Origin of the sequence: Nocardioides sp., from assembly GCF_014360585.1 — a bacterium.
Taxonomy (GTDB): Bacteria; Actinomycetota; Actinomycetes; order Propionibacteriales; family Nocardioidaceae; genus Nocardioides.
The window spans coordinates 73012-86403 of record NZ_JACIXG010000007.1 but is presented as its reverse complement, the minus strand read 5'-3'; the positions used below and the strand labels follow the sequence as shown (position 1 = coordinate 86403).

14 protein-coding genes are annotated in these 13392 nt (G+C 70.7%); 7 read left to right on the top strand and 7 right to left on the bottom strand.

Going from position 1 to position 13392, the window contains the following annotated elements; translation table 11 throughout:
- Positions 1 to 14: 14 nt before the first annotated feature.
- From H5T77_RS04340 to H5T77_RS04320, 5 genes are all read left to right on the top strand, one after another.
- A complete protein-coding gene (locus H5T77_RS04340; protein WP_292645529.1) occupies positions 15 to 782 on the top strand; it encodes a DeoR/GlpR family DNA-binding transcription regulator in 768 nt (255 codons plus the stop codon).
- Positions 779 to 1732, top strand: coding sequence for a 1-phosphofructokinase family hexose kinase (locus H5T77_RS04335; RefSeq protein ID WP_292645526.1), 954 nt, complete (start codon positions 779 to 781; stop codon positions 1730 to 1732). Before H5T77_RS04340 ends, H5T77_RS04335 begins: the two co-directional genes overlap by 4 nt.
- Positions 1729 to 3783, top strand: a complete 2055-nt coding sequence (locus H5T77_RS04330; protein WP_292645604.1) for a PTS fructose transporter subunit IIABC — start codon at positions 1729 to 1731, stop codon at positions 3781 to 3783. The genes H5T77_RS04335 and H5T77_RS04330 overlap by 4 nt, the downstream gene beginning before the upstream one ends.
- A gap of 40 nt (positions 3784 to 3823) precedes the next feature.
- The gene (locus H5T77_RS04325) at positions 3824 to 4081 is read left to right on the top strand and encodes an HPr family phosphocarrier protein (protein WP_292645524.1); all 258 of its coding nucleotides are present in this window, start codon (positions 3824 to 3826) and stop codon (positions 4079 to 4081) included.
- A gap of 78 nt (positions 4082 to 4159) precedes the next feature.
- On the top strand, positions 4160 to 4741 hold the full coding sequence (locus H5T77_RS04320) for a DUF5134 domain-containing protein (protein WP_292645521.1): 582 nt from the start codon (positions 4160 to 4162) through the stop codon (positions 4739 to 4741).
- Between the two features lie 25 nt (positions 4742 to 4766).
- On the opposite strand, the gene H5T77_RS04315 is transcribed toward H5T77_RS04320, so the two are convergent.
- From H5T77_RS04315 to H5T77_RS04295, 5 genes are read right to left on the bottom strand one after another with little or no spacing between them, the layout of a single operon-like run.
- Positions 4767 to 6065 carry a pyridoxal-phosphate dependent enzyme gene (locus H5T77_RS04315; RefSeq protein WP_292645518.1) on the bottom strand — a complete coding sequence of 433 codons (1299 nt, stop codon included), beginning with the start codon at positions 6063 to 6065 and terminating at the stop codon, positions 4767 to 4769.
- 2 nt (positions 6066 to 6067) lie between these two features.
- Complete coding sequence (locus H5T77_RS04310; protein ID WP_292645516.1) at positions 6068 to 7423, bottom strand: alanine racemase; 1356 nt, start codon at positions 7421 to 7423, stop codon at positions 6068 to 6070.
- Complete coding sequence (locus H5T77_RS04305; RefSeq protein WP_292645513.1) at positions 7420 to 8637, bottom strand: heavy-metal-associated domain-containing protein; 1218 nt, start codon at positions 8635 to 8637, stop codon at positions 7420 to 7422. Before H5T77_RS04305 ends, H5T77_RS04310 begins: the two co-directional genes overlap by 4 nt.
- Before the next feature lie 3 nt (positions 8638 to 8640).
- Positions 8641 to 9825 (bottom strand): aminotransferase class V-fold PLP-dependent enzyme, encoded by a 1185-nt coding sequence (locus H5T77_RS04300; RefSeq protein WP_292645510.1) that lies wholly within the window; start codon positions 9823 to 9825, stop codon positions 8641 to 8643.
- A gap of 19 nt (positions 9826 to 9844) precedes the next feature.
- Positions 9845 to 10063, bottom strand: a complete 219-nt coding sequence (locus tag H5T77_RS04295; protein ID WP_292645507.1) for a heavy-metal-associated domain-containing protein — start codon at positions 10061 to 10063, stop codon at positions 9845 to 9847.
- Between the two features lie 468 nt (positions 10064 to 10531).
- Here H5T77_RS04295 and H5T77_RS04290 point away from each other — a divergent pair, with 468 nt between their 5' ends.
- Complete coding sequence (locus H5T77_RS04290) at positions 10532 to 10918, top strand: hypothetical protein (RefSeq protein WP_292645504.1); 387 nt, start codon at positions 10532 to 10534, stop codon at positions 10916 to 10918.
- 22 nt (positions 10919 to 10940) lie between these two features.
- Here the strand turns inward: H5T77_RS04290 and H5T77_RS04285 are convergent, their stop codons facing one another.
- Positions 10941 to 11330: a DoxX family protein gene (locus H5T77_RS04285; protein ID WP_292645501.1), complete on the bottom strand. Its 390-nt coding sequence runs from the start codon at positions 11328 to 11330 to the stop codon at positions 10941 to 10943.
- A gap of 244 nt (positions 11331 to 11574) precedes the next feature.
- Here H5T77_RS04285 and H5T77_RS04280 point away from each other — a divergent pair, with 244 nt between their 5' ends.
- Entirely contained in the window at positions 11575 to 12510 is a 936-nt protein-coding gene (locus tag H5T77_RS04280; protein ID WP_292645498.1) for an RNA polymerase sigma-70 factor, read from the top strand.
- Here H5T77_RS04280 and H5T77_RS04275 read toward each other — a convergent pair.
- Positions 12488 to 13267, bottom strand: coding sequence for a CPBP family intramembrane glutamic endopeptidase (locus tag H5T77_RS04275; RefSeq protein ID WP_292645497.1), 780 nt, complete (start codon positions 13265 to 13267; stop codon positions 12488 to 12490). The two genes, H5T77_RS04280 and H5T77_RS04275, sit on opposite strands and share 23 nt — an antisense overlap.
- Positions 13268 to 13392: the final 125 nt, after the last annotated feature.

The following is a 13392-nucleotide window of genomic DNA, read 5'->3' as shown; positions in this document are numbered from 1 at the left end:
CGAAGGAGGCCGCGATGTACGCCGAAGAGCGACAGATCGCGACGGCCCGTCTCGTCGCCGAGCGCGGGCGGATATCCGTGGCCGACATCGCCGAGCGCTTCGAGGTCACCACCGAGACCGTGCGGCGAGACCTCTCCACGTTGGAGCGCCGAGGACTGGTCCGCCGGGTGCACGGCGGCGCGGTTCCGGTGGAGACCATGGCCGTCCTCGAGTCCGCGCTCGGCGAGCGCGAGCAGACCTACACCGCACAGAAGGACCGCATCGCCCAGGCCGCCCTCACGCTCCTCCCCACCGCCGGCGGCACCATCGCGATCGACGCCGGCACGACGACCAGCAGGTTCGCCCACGCCCTTCCGCGCGACCACCAGCTCACCGTGGTGACCCACGCGGTCCCCGTCGCCGCCATGCTGGCCGGCAGCGCGCAGATCGAGCTTCACCTGCTCCCCGGTCGCGTCCGGTCGGCCACCCAGGCAGCCGTCGGCACCGAGACCGTGGACGCCCTGAGCCGCCTGCGGGTCGACGTCAGCTTCGTGGCCACCAACGGGCTGACGCTGGCCCACGGCCTCTCCACCCCCGACCACGAGGAGGCCGCGACCAAGCGCGCACTGGTCAACGCCGCCCGCCGGGTCGTGTGCCTCACCGACTCCAGCAAGATCGGCGTCGAGACCACGTTGCGCTTCGCCACGCTGGGCAAGGTCGATGTCCTCGTCACGGACAGCGACATCGACGACGACGTCGCCACCGAGCTCCGCGAGAGCGGCCTGGAGGTGCTGATCGCATGATCGTCACCCTGACCGCCAACCCGAGCATCGACCACACCGTGATGCTCACCAGCCCGCTGCGCCGCGGCGAGGTGCTGCGGGCCCGCACCACCACGTCGCAGCCCGGCGGCAAGGGCGTGAACATCTCCGGAACCGCGTACGCCGCCGGCGTTCCCACCCGCGCCGTGCTCCCCTGCCCCGACCTCGATCCGATGATCGCCGAGCTGCGCGCCACCGGTCTCGACGTGGTCGCGGTCGGGCCGTCCGGCCGGCCACGGATCAACACCACCGTGACCGAGCCTGACGGCACCACCACCAAGCTCAACGGTCCCGGCACCGCAGCGACGCCGGCGCTGCTCGACGCGCTCGCCGCCCGGCTCGTCCAGGAGGCCGAGCACGCCAGCTGGGTCGTCCTCGCCGGATCGCTGCCGCCAGGGACACCGGCCGGCTGGTACGCCGAGGTCGTGAGCGCGCTCCGCTCCACCAGCGCTCGCATCGCCGTCGACACCAGCGAGGCACCCCTCGAGGCGCTCGCCGCCCACCTCCCCGCCGGCGCACCCGACCTGCTCAAACCCAACGCAGAGGAGCTGGCCTCCATCACCGGTTCCGACTCCCTCGACGATCCGGCCGCCGCAGCCTCGGCAGCCCGGACTCTGGTCGACCGCGGGGTCGCGGCCGTGCTCGCGACGCTAGGTGGAAACGGTGCCGTCCTCGTCTCCGCGGAAGGTACGTGGCACGCCACCCCGCCGCCCACCGAGGTCGTCAGCACCGTCGGCGCCGGGGACAGCTCGTTGTTCGGCTATCTCCTCGCCGACCTGCGTGGACTCTCCGCCCCTGAACGTCTCGGGCTCGCCGTCGCGTACGGCAGTGCAGCCGCCGGTCTCCCCGGCACCACCCTCCCCACCCCACCCCAGGTCCGAGCGGACCTCGTGTCCGTCCGCGACCTCGACCCCATCACCGGAGGACTCTGATGTCCGCACTCATCACCCCCGAGCTCGCGGCCCTCGACGCCGACCTCGGCCCCGACAAGCACGATGTCATCCGCGCCTTGGCGCAGCGCGTGGCCGACTCCGGCCGTGCCACCGACCTGGACGTGCTCATCGCCGACGCGATGGCCCGTGAGGAGGTCTCCGCGACCGGGCTCCCTGGCGGCCTGGCGATCCCCCACTGCCGTACGTCCGGGGTCGACGAGCCCGTGGTGGCGTTCGCCCGGCTCTCGCCTCCGGTCGACTTCGGCGCCAAGGACGGCCCGGCCGACCTGGCCTTCCTCATCGGGGCACCCGCGGGCGGCGACGCCACCCACCTGACCATCCTGACCAAGCTCGCCCGTGCGCTTGCCCGCCCTGAGTTCGGCCAGACCCTGCGCGAGACCGACTCGCCCGCGCAGGCGGCCCAGACCATCCTCGCCGCGGTCAGCGACGAGCCGGCGCCTGCGCCGGCCACCACCCCGGCGCCGGCACCGGGTGCGGCGGAGAAGCGCTCTCTGGTCGCGGTGACCGCCTGCCCGACCGGGATCGCGCACACCTACATGGCGGCCGAGGCCCTCCAGGCCGCGGCCGCGCGGGCCGGGGTCGAGATCGCGGTCGAGACCCAGGGTTCGGCAGGGGCGACACCCCTGCCGCCCGAGACGATCGCCGAGGCCGACGCCGCCATCTTCGCCGTCGACGTCGGCGTCCGCGACCGGAGCCGGTTCGCCGGAAAGCCGTTGGTCTCCTCCGGGGTGAAGCGTCCGATCGACGACGCCGACGCAATGATCGGCGAGGCGCTCGCTGCCGCCGCGGACCCGAACGCCGCGCGCGTGGAGTCCGGCCGGAGCGATTCCGCCGAGACCGCCAACACCGCCTCGGAGAGCTGGGGCGGCCGCACCCGGCGGATCCTGATGACCGGCGTCTCCTACATGATCCCGTTCGTCGCCGCCGGCGGCCTGCTGATCGCGCTGAGCTTCCTGCTCGGTGGCTACGACATCACCGATGTCTACGGCGCGGTCATGGTCGACAACACCGTGACCAACCTCCCCGACGTACAGGCTCTTGGCCTCGAGCACGCCCTGTTCGACAGCGCCCTCGCCGTCTACCTGGGCGCGCTCCTCTTCGTCATCGGCAAGACCGCGTTCATGCTGTTCATCCCGGCATTGGCGGGCTACATCGCGTACGCCATCGCCGACCGCCCCGGCATCGCCCCGGGCTTCATCATGGGCGCGCTGGCCGTCAACCTGTTCGGCGTGGTCAACGCCGACGGCGTCGCGGCCCCCGCGACCGGCTTCCTCGGGGCGATCGCCGGCGGCGTGCTGGCCGGCGTGATCGCCCACTGGGTCAGCCGCTGGCGGGTCCCGAGCTGGGCGCGGGGTCTGATGCCCGTGCTGGTGATCCCGCTGGTGACCTCGATCCTCGCCGGTCTGGTGATGATCGTCGTGCTCGGAAAGCCGATCAACTGGCTGATGGAACGGCTCACCGACGGCCTCGCCGCCCTCGACGGCACCAGCGCCGTCGCACTGGGCGCTGTGCTCGGCCTGATGATGGCCTTCGACATGGGTGGCCCGCTCAACAAGGTCGCCTACAGCTTCGCCGCCACCGGGGTCGGTGCCGCCTCGCTCGCCGCCGACTCCCCCGAGCTGCGGATCATGGCCGCGGTCATGCTCGCCGGGATGGTCCCGCCGATCGCGCTGGCGCTGGCCACCGTCGTACGTCCGCAGCTGTTCACCAACGCAGAGCACGAGAACGGCAAGGCCGGCTGGCTGCTCGGCGCCTCGTTCATCACCGAGGGAGCCATCCCGTTCGCCGCGGGCGACCCGATGCGCGTCATCCCGGCGATCATGCTCGGCAGCGCGGTGACCGGCGGCCTGTCCCAGCTCTTCGAGGTCGGCGTCCGCGCACCTCACGGCGGCATCTTCGTCCTCTTCGCCGTCACCAACATCCTCGGCTACCTGATCGCGCTGGCTGCCGGCGTGATCGTCGGCGCCGCCGCCGTGATCGCCCTCAAGTCCATCGGTCGCGCTCCGGTTCCTGCCGGCGCGGCCGGCTGATCCACCCGTACGTCTCGAACCCATCAAACGAAGGAGCATCATGCCCACCCAGACCGTCACCGTCGGCTCCGCCGTTGGCCTGCACGCCCGCCCCGCAGCGATCATCTCCGAGAAGGTCGAAGAGCTCGGAGCCGAGATCACTCTCGCCGTTCCTGGCGGCGAGCCGGTCGACGCCGCCTCCTCCCTGCTGATCATGACCCTCGGTGCCGCCAACGGCGACAAGGTCGAGGTCGCCGGCGCGGACCAGGCGGCGGTCGACGCCGTCGCAGCGCTCGTCGCGCAGGATCTCGACGCCTGAGCGTGGCGTTTCCCAGCCCGCGGCACCCATATCGACGACCGGCCTCCTCCGAGGCGTCGCGGTAGTACCTTTGTTCGTGTGGTCGATCCTCCCTGGGACCTTCTGCTGACCGTGGCCTTCGTGCTCACCGGCACCGCGGGGATCTGGATCCTCGTGGTGTGCCCGCCGTCGGGGGCCGAGACCGTTCTCCATCTCAACCATGCCGTGATGAGCGCCGCGATGATCCTGATGATCTGGGTGATCGTCTCGGATGTCGCAGTCTGGGCGCAGGTCGCGCTCTTCACGGTCCTGGCCCTGGCTCTGCTGCCTGCCCTGCGGCGGGCGAGCGACGGGGCTCGGCGCGCTGATCTGGTGGGCCATCTGGCCCTGAATGCCGCGATGATCTGGATGCTCGCCGCGATGCCGCTGCTCATGGCAGACGTGCATCCCGGCGGCCTGGAGGGTCATGCCGGCCATGGGAGCGCAGCGGCGATCGGAGCGGCCGCGGACACTCCCGGCTGGGCGATCACCGTCAACTCGCTGTTCGTCGCGGTCTGCGCGGCCGGGGTGGTCTGGTGGCTGGTGCAGGCCGCCGCGGTGCGCACACACCGTCTGCCCGCCATCGGCCACGGCCTGATGGCGGGCGGGATGGGCACGATGCTCTTCCTCCTGCCCGCATGAGAGCCAGGCACGGGACGCCGAGGGCTCACACCCCGGCGAGCGGCCGTCCGCTGTCACGCCAGCCGAGGACGCCGCCGGCCAGGTTGTAGGCCTGTCGACCGGTCGCGGCGGCCCGGGCGGCGAATCGCGCCGACCGGTCCCCCGTCGGGCAGGCGAACACGACACGGGACGCTTCGGAGAACGGCATCCCCGCCTCCAGGATCTGCTCGAGCAGGTCGTCGCGGAGGTTGATCGCCCCAGGGATGTGGCCGGCCCGGAACGCCAGCGCCGTGCGTACGTCCACGACGACGACATGCTCGCCTGCGGCGATCCATGCCTCGACGTCCTCGGGGGCCGCCATGGGCGCCGCCTCGGCGGTCGCGGGGTCGCTCGCCGCGCCGAACAGGTCGGGCCGGCGGTGGCGGAAGTAGGAGAGGTACGGCTCCATGCGGTCGCACGCGATGACGACCGCCGTGACCGGGCCATCGCGCCTCGAGCCGGCTACGGATTCGGACAGCAGCCGTTCCCGCGTCGCGGCGTACGCTGCCCCGGTGGTGGGGCCGGCGAGCACACCGTGGCGGGTGGCGAGCTCGAGGCTCGCCACGATCGCGTCGGCCGAGTCGACGACGGTGATCGCGTCGTAGAAGCCGGGTTCGAAGAGACCGACCTCCCACATCTCGGCCGCCGAGCGGATGCCGGGGATGAAGTCGCCCTCCGCGGCGACGACACCGACCACGGCGGTCTGCGGATTGCGTTCACGCAGGTACGTCGCGGCACCTCGGGTGGAGCCGGTGGTGCCGAGCCCGCCCACGAGCAGGTCGACCGGGCCCACGTCGCGGTAGATCTCGCGGCCGGTCTGCTCGTAGTGGGCCCGCAGGTTGTCCTCGTTGGTGTACTGCGAGGTGTGGTGGTAGCGGCCGGGCTCACCGTCCATGAGGTCGCCGATGACCCCGAACACGTCGTTGGGCGCGGTCGGGTCCGGACACTCCGAGAGGCCGGGCATCTCGGTCACATCGGTGCCCAGCAGCGTCAGCATCTCGCGTACCTCACGCACCCGGACCCGGTTGGTGAAGGCGCGGAACCCGACCCCGTGCATCGAGGCGATGATCTGGAGCGCCTTCGCGGTGTTGCCGCTCGACGCCTCCAGGACGACCCGCCCCTCCTCGGCGATCTCACCGATGTGGTCGCGCAGCAACGCCCAGGCGACCCGGTCCTTGACCGAGCCGAACGGGTTTGCCGACTCCAGCTTCAGGAGGATCTGGGCGTCGGGTACGCCGTGGACGGCCGGATCGAGGCGCAGCAGCGGAGTGTCGCCGATCATGTCGAGGACGCTGTCGTAGCGCATGCTCAGCTCCCGTGGATGTCGTCGGGGACGAACGTGAATCGTTCACCCTCCAGGAACGCCGCGACCTTGGGCGGTGGCGGATGCCCGCCGGCGGAGGACGCTGACAGGTCCATCTGGTAGGCGGCGGTGTTGACGAAGGCGAGTACGTCGCCGCTCCTCGGCTCGGACTCGAGGAAGACCTTCCGGCGACTGATCAGGTCCGACTCCAGGCACAGCCTCCCGGCCAGGAACACGCCCTCCCCCGGTCGATCGCCCGTCCCGTTCACGAGGACAGGATCGACCAGCACCTCCTGGTCGGCAGGGGTGACCTGGTTGCGAGACAGGTCGACCACGACCAGGTCGCGACCTGCCGCCCGCTTGCGGTAGAGCACCGAGGCCAGGGTGATCCCGGCGTGGTCGACCAGGGCCTTGCCCGGCTCGAGCCACAGCGTGAGCATGCACTCGCGCAGCACCTCGGCCACCGGTCGTCGCTCGATCTCGGCGGTCAGGAACCGCTCGAGCACGTCGGTGGCGGGGCGGTGGTTGCCGTACTTGTGCGCGGTCGGCGCCGCCAGGTCGTATCCGGGCCACACCAGCTCCTCCGGCGCCGCGGTGGCCAGCGCCTGCGAGTACCTCTGGAACGGCTCCGGGTCATCGACGAAGCGCTGGCGGAACCCGCCGCCGATGTCGACCACCGAGGGCCGCAGGCCTTTCCCGTACGCAGCGGCCACGACTGTCATCGACTCGGTCAGCGCGTCCACCCGAGCGGTCGGGTCAGCCGTGTCGAGGTGGAACGCCACACCGCGTAGCTCGAGCCCGCGGGCGCGGCGTACGGTCTCGAGGGCGGCGTCGACGTCGGCGAGGTCGATGCCGAACCGGGACAGCGGCACCAGCGGCGAGGCGAAGCCGGAGAGCCGCAGCAGGACCGGGACGCTGCTGCCACGCGGTGCGACCGCCGCGAGCCGGTCGAGCTCCCAGAGATCGTCGGCGTTGGCGGTGACCCCGAGGGCCGCGATCCGCTCGATGAGCGCCGGAGACTTCGGCCCGGTCGCCTCGATCCGGTCCGGGGCGAACCCCGCGGCCAGCGCCCGGTCGAGCTCGGCCGCCGAGGCCACGTCCACGCCGAGCCCGGCGGCGCACGCCTGGGCGAGGAACCGGGTCGAGGCGTTCACCTTGTGCGCATAGAAGATCTCGTGCGGAACCTCGTGGCGGTCCAGAACGGCCGTCAGTGCTGCGGCGTTCTCCGCCATGACCTGCGGAAAGACCACGTGGATCGGCGAGCCGAACCGTTCGATCACCCCGGCGACCGCGGCAGGGTCGCCGAGCAGCCGGGCCGCGATCGGATGCCGTGCCGCCGGGAGCGGATGGCGAGCGCTCACCCCTCGGCCACCGTGTAGCCGGAGTCGCGCAGGTCGGCGAAGACCCGGTCGCGCTGCCCGGCGTCGGTGAACCTGGCCCGCACCACCTTTCCGTGCAGGTCTACCTCGATCAGCTCGGCGGCCTGGGCGTCGAAGACGGCGGTGATCGTCACCCGGCAGTGCCGGCAGGTCATGTCCGGGACCCCGAACTCCTGCTCCCCCGCGGCGAACCGTACGTCACGCGAGGCGAGCTCGGGCGCCTCCGCGACCCGTACCGACGCGACCGCGGCCGCGAAGGCGCCGGTGAGCGCCTCGGCGACCGCGGCGAGCGGCTGCACGCGCCGCCCGTCGACCTGCTGGGCCCGCTGGCCGAGGCAGACCGGACGCTCCCCCACCGGCAGCAGGGCGTACTGTCGCGAGATCTGGTCCAGCTCGACGTGATGGCGTTGGATGGCGGCACGCACCCCCAGCCCCTCCGCGCGCGCCCGGTCCATCACCTCGTGGGCATCGGCGATCGTGCGCCGCTTCATCTCGGCGAGCAGCGCCACGGTGTCGGCGGTGTAGCGCAGGCGTCCACCGGCGCGCTCCAGACGCGCCGGGAGCATGCCCCGGCGGTAGGTCGAGGCCTGGAGCTCCCAGAACCAGGTCGAGGCGACCGTGCCGTACATCCCGGAGGCCAGCATCGCCTCGGCGAACTCGACGGGATCCTCGATCCCGACCTGTCCGGCGAGCATGCCGTGCTGGACGAGCGCACGGCCCGCGGCCTCGGCGCCGACGCGGAAGATCTCGGCCGGCTCCTGGTCGGTGGTGGTGTCGGCGAGCACGTCGAGGTCGTCGTCGCCGAGCTCGTTCGAGCGGGCGGTGACGGCATCGGCGGCGGCGATCGTGTCAGCGACCGCGATCACGGCCTCCCTGGCCGCGATCGGCAGGATCGGTCCGAGCGGACCGGGACCGATGTGGCCACTGTTCGCGATGCCACGGGAGTCACGCCAGGTGACGCGGTGCGTTCCGCTGACCACCTGGTCAGGTCGGCACGGCCGCATGTACGACTCGAGGTAACGGCGCTGTCCGGTCGTGAGCGCTCCCCCTGCCTCGGCCCGGAGCTCCTCGACGCGATAGTCGACCGAGACGGCTGGGACTGCCGGAGCCGGGCCGCTCAGGAAGTCGGGTCCGGCGACCTCGGCCAGGATGCGGGCGGCTGCGGCTCGGTCGTACAGGATGCCTTCGTTCTCCACGTTTCAGTTCCTTTCGGCAGCGGCGGCGAGGCCCTGCAGGAGTCGGTCGACATCGGTCTCGTCGTTGTAGACGTGGAAGCTCACCCGGACCGCGTCCTCCCGGGGTCCCTCCAGGCAGTGGTCGCCCGCCCGTACGTACACACCGCGGCGCTCGAGCACGAAGGCGACGTCGGCGCCGACGTGACCGTCGAGCGCGAAGGCGAGGATGCCGCTGTGCATTCGGTCGTTGTCGACGGGCGGCCCGAGCAGGGTCAAGCCGACGAGCTGTGCGGCGCCGTCCGCGAACCGCGTGACCAGCCGGGTGAGGTGGTCTCCGAGGTGGTCGAGGCCGATGGCGTCGATGAACGCGGCGGCGCTCGCGAGCCCCACCGCACCGACCCCGTCGAGGCTCCCTTCCTCGGCCGCGTCGGTGAGCTGGGAGACGTGCCGGGCCGGTCCGCTCCGCGCGGCGGCCCGGTCGACAGCGATCCGATGATGCTGACCCCGGCGTACGTAGGCCGTGCCCGTGCCGGGAGGGCCGAACATCTTGTGGCCCGAGACGACGGCGAGCTCGGCCCTGGAATCGGCCAGGCGCAGGGGCCGCCGGCCGGCGCTTTGGGAGCAGTCGAGGCAGACCGTCGCGCTCGGCGGGATCGCCAGCGCATCGAGGTCGGTCCAGGTGCCGTGGAGATTGTGCACGTCGGTGGCGACGACGACCGCGGTGCGGTCGCTCGCGGCGCGAGCGAAGTCGTCGGGGTCGATGCGTCCCAGGCGGTCACGCCGGTACGGGACCGCTCGGACGCCCTGGTCTCGCATCCGTTCGGCGAGCCGGAGCCAGGGCCGGACCGTCGAGAGGTGGTCGCCGGGACAGTAGAGGATCTCTCCCCCGTTCGCGAGCACACTCGGCCCCCACCGGTCCGCGATGAACGCCATCGCGCCGGTGGCGCCACGGGTGAAGGCCACCTCGTCCGGGTAAGCCGCGCCGAGAAATCCGGCGACGGCGGCGCGGGACTCCTCGACGCGGCGCAATGCGTCCCGGGCCCACGGGTGCCCGCCCCGGCCGGGGTTGGCTGCCGGCCCCCGCAGCTCGGCGCTGAGCCGAGCGATGACCGGTTCCGGGCAGGGTGTGCCGGAGGCAGCGTCGAGGTAGGAGAGTTCAGGTTCGGCGGTGAGTGCAGGGAAGAGTCGGCGGGAGCCGAGGTCGGGCACGGCCGACTGCTACTCGGGTCTACCGGGCGATCGTGAAGCCGGCCTTGGCGAGCGTGGACCTGAGCACCCTCGGTTCGACCGGTTCGTCGGCGGTGACACGGGCGCTCGACACGGCTCCCGGGTTCAGATCGACCTCGACGCCCTGGACGCCGTCCAGGTCACCGAGAGCGCTCGTCACGGTCTCGACGCAGCGGTTGCAGGTCATTCCATCGATGCGCACTTCGAACTGAACCGACATGAGACTGCCCTTCAGTAGGACTTCGCTGGTCGTTCGAAAATATCACCGAACCGGACGCCGTGAGGTCGGTTTGCGCCCGATCGACCGGTGCTCAGTCGCCGTCTCCGGCGCCGTCGATCCCCACCCCACTGCCTTCGGGACCGAGCGGAACCCGGTTCTCGGCCTGCTACCAGACCGCGACCCCGGACTGTTGCCGGGGCCGCGGCACCCGACGACTCATCGTGGTGTCGCTTTCCGGCCACGCGGCTGGTAGTAGTCACCCTGACTGCTTCATCGAGTGGATCGCCGGTAACCATCTGCGAACCCAATGATGCATCGAAACTCTGTCGAAGTTGAGTCGGCCCGAGTTAACATGTTCTTGAAGGGGAGTACCTCCATCGCCACGTGTCGTCATCACGGCCTCCCGCCCGGCCCGTGGAGCGCCCGCTGAGGAAGACCTTCGTCGGACCATCCGATGGAGGTGCAGAAATGTCTACGACCCTGTGGGATCGATCGGTTCTCGGGGCGTCGTCCCCACCACCACTCACCGACGCCGAGGCGAGCAGCACCGAAGCGTCCCGGCCCGAGCACACTCAACTGCTGGCATCGGCCGAGGCACAGGCCATCACGATCGGCGAGGTCTTCGCCTGGGTCGGCCTCGCGGTGTGGGGCGGCGCACTGGTCGCGTTCATGATCTGCGACCTCGCCAGGACCTACCGGCACCATCACGAGGCGCCGAGCACGCCGACCGGCGGCGAGCCGGGTGGCATGAGGTCGCCTGGCGACGACCCTCGCCACCGATCCGACACCCCCTCCACGGCTGCTCACGGTTCGCATCGTCGCGAAACGGGCCGCCCACACGGGCCAGGGCGATGACGTCCACGCACCGCGCCGCCAGTCAGCGTACGAAGGACTCGGGGCCAATGAGCCGGCCCCACGCCACGAAGGTGGCGAGGGCGAGATAGACCAGGTCCGCCGCCATGTACTTGAGCTCGTGACGCCGGATGCGTGTGAGCGCCGCGCCGGCCATGATCATCATCAGGCCAAGCGCTGCGAGCGGCACGAGGACCGGCGCGATGTCGAGCGCGGCGGGCAGCACCAGGCCCACGGCAGCCAGGACCTCGAGGGCTCCGATGGTCTTGATGCTTCCCGCGCTGAAGTCTTCTGCCCATCCGGCGCTCGCCGACATGGAGATGATCTTCTCCTTGGTGAGAAGCAGCTTGCCGCCGCCGGAGAACAGGTAGGCAGCGGCAAGCACTCCGGCAACGATCCAAAGAGCCAGGTTCATGAGGAGTATCTCCTTGTAGTCGGTGAGCGATGACGTACTCGAAACCGGACGGGCCCATCAGGGCACCCGGTCGAACAAGAGATGCCGGTGACCTCGATCCTGTGACACCTCACTTCCGAGGCACGCGCCATGGCCCAGCGGCGCAGTATGGTTTCGGGTCCGCTTTCTTGCCGCCGCGATGTCACAACGCGGCGATTCCTGGCGTCTTGTGGTCGCCACGAGATACGAGACGTCAGGAGCCACCATGAGCCATCGAGGCGAGCCGGACCCCGCCACCGAGGCATTCCTCACCCACCGCAATCTGCTCTTCACGGTTGCCTACGAGATGCTCGGCATGGCCGCTGACGCCGAAGACGTCCTCCAGGAGACCTGGCTACGGTGGGCAGGCGTCGATCTCGACACGGTGCGAGACCAGCGGGCCTACCTCGTCAAGATCACCACGCGCCAGGCACTCACCCGGCTGCGTACGCTCGGCCGCCGCAAGGAGTCCTACGTGGGCCCTTGGCTGCCCGAACCGCTGCTGACCGCGCCGGACGTGGCCGAGGACATCGAGCTCGCCGACAGCCTGTCGATGGCGATGCTGCTCGTGCTGGAGACGTTGGGTCCGACCGAGCGGGCGGTGTTCGTGCTCCGCGAGGTGTTCGACCTCGGCTACGACGAGATCGCCGAGGCCGTCGACAAGACGTCGCCCGCTGTCCGCCAGATCGCACACCGGGCGCGGTCGCATGTCGCCGCGCGACGGCCGCGCGAGGCCGTCGCCCGCGCCGAGACCCTGGCGGTGTTCGAGGCCTTCCAGCGCGCGATCCAGACAGGCGATCTACAGGGTCTGGTCGACATCCTCGCGCCCGGCGTCGTGGCCCTGAGCGACGGGGGCGGAATCAAGCAAGCCATGCCACGGCCCATCGTCGGGGCCGACAAGGTGGCCAACCTGTTCGCTCTCCTCCTCGACACCGTCGGTGCCGAGCTGTCCGTCGAGCCAGCGCAGATCAACGGCTCCCCCGGCCTCTTCCTGCGGCTCGACGGCGTCCTCGACATGGTGGTGGCGGTGCGGATCGACGAAGGTCTCGTCACCGGCCTCTACTCCGTACGCAACCCCGAGAAGCTGTCGCACGTGCAGCGCGAGACTGCCGTGAGCCGACGAGCAGCGCCCGGCAGGCCTAGTCCGCCTCCGCTGCGGTGACCGGGTGGATGATGCGCGGGATGCCGGTGCTGCCGACAAGGAACGCGGCCACGGAGAAGGGGATGATGCCGAGGGCGAGCATGGCCATACCGGTGCCACCGGCGAATTCGATGGCGTCGTGAGTCAGGACGAGCTGGGCTCCGGTCTGGAAGGCGGTGTGGAATCCGATGGAGATCCACACCGAGCCGGTGATCATGCGCAGGTAGCCGAAGACGATCCCCATCGTGAGAAAGAGGGATAGGTCAGCCGGGTTCCAGTTCTGTCGCAGGAGCCCTGCAAACAGGGTGAACATCAGCGCTTGGATCACGATGACCCACCAGCCGCTGGCCACCGCTCCGAGTGCGCTCGTGATGTAGCCGCGAAAGACGGCTTCCTCGGGAAGAGCTTCAGTGATCAGCACCGCGAGGAGGAGAAGGATGACCGTACGCACCATTTCCGATGCCGAAACAGTGACGGCGAGCGGGGCGCCGAGGAGGGCGAGCACGCCGAACATCGCCGCAGCCGGGACGGTCCAGACGATGCCACCCCATACGGCGAGCCGCCATCCCTTTCGGATGCTCGTGAGCCCCACGTCGCTCATCCGCTTGCGGTCGACATAGCCGACCAGTACAGCGATCACGGCAAGTGTGAGAGCGCTGATCACGACGCCTGTGGCGATCCGGATCGCCAACGTCGTCGGGTCGGAAGGGCCGCGGGTGGCAGGCAGCAGAACCGACACAACGGCCAGGCCCACGCCAAGCGGCAGAGCAGCAACCACGCTCCGCCACGCGGCCGAGGCCAGTCGACGAGGTGCTCGTGGGGGCGAGATCGTCATGTTGCTCTCCTATAGCGCTGTGCGGCGGCGTGAGCGGCCGCCTTCTCGTAGATTCACACCGGCGTCGT

Excerpts from the sequence above, each read along its gene's own strand:
- H5T77_RS04315 (WP_292645518.1), bottom strand. The coding sequence starts at position 6,065 with ATGCGCTACGACAGCGTCCTCGACATGATCGGCGACACTCCGCTGCTG.
- H5T77_RS04285 (WP_292645501.1), bottom strand. The coding sequence starts at position 11,330 with ATGAACCTGGCTCTTTGGATCGTTGCCGGAGTGCTTGCCGCTGCCTAC.
- H5T77_RS04325 (WP_292645524.1), top strand. The coding sequence starts at position 3,824 with ATGCCCACCCAGACCGTCACCGTCGGCTCCGCCGTTGGCCTGCACGCC.
- H5T77_RS04340 (WP_292645529.1), top strand. The coding sequence starts at position 15 with ATGTACGCCGAAGAGCGACAGATCGCGACGGCCCGTCTCGTCGCCGAG.
- H5T77_RS04335 (WP_292645526.1), top strand. The coding sequence starts at position 779 with ATGATCGTCACCCTGACCGCCAACCCGAGCATCGACCACACCGTGATG.
- H5T77_RS04295 (WP_292645507.1), bottom strand. The coding sequence starts at position 10,063 with ATGTCGGTTCAGTTCGAAGTGCGCATCGATGGAATGACCTGCAACCGC.
- H5T77_RS04280 (WP_292645498.1), top strand. The coding sequence starts at position 11,575 with ATGAGCCATCGAGGCGAGCCGGACCCCGCCACCGAGGCATTCCTCACC.
- H5T77_RS04290 (WP_292645504.1), top strand. The coding sequence starts at position 10,532 with ATGTCTACGACCCTGTGGGATCGATCGGTTCTCGGGGCGTCGTCCCCA.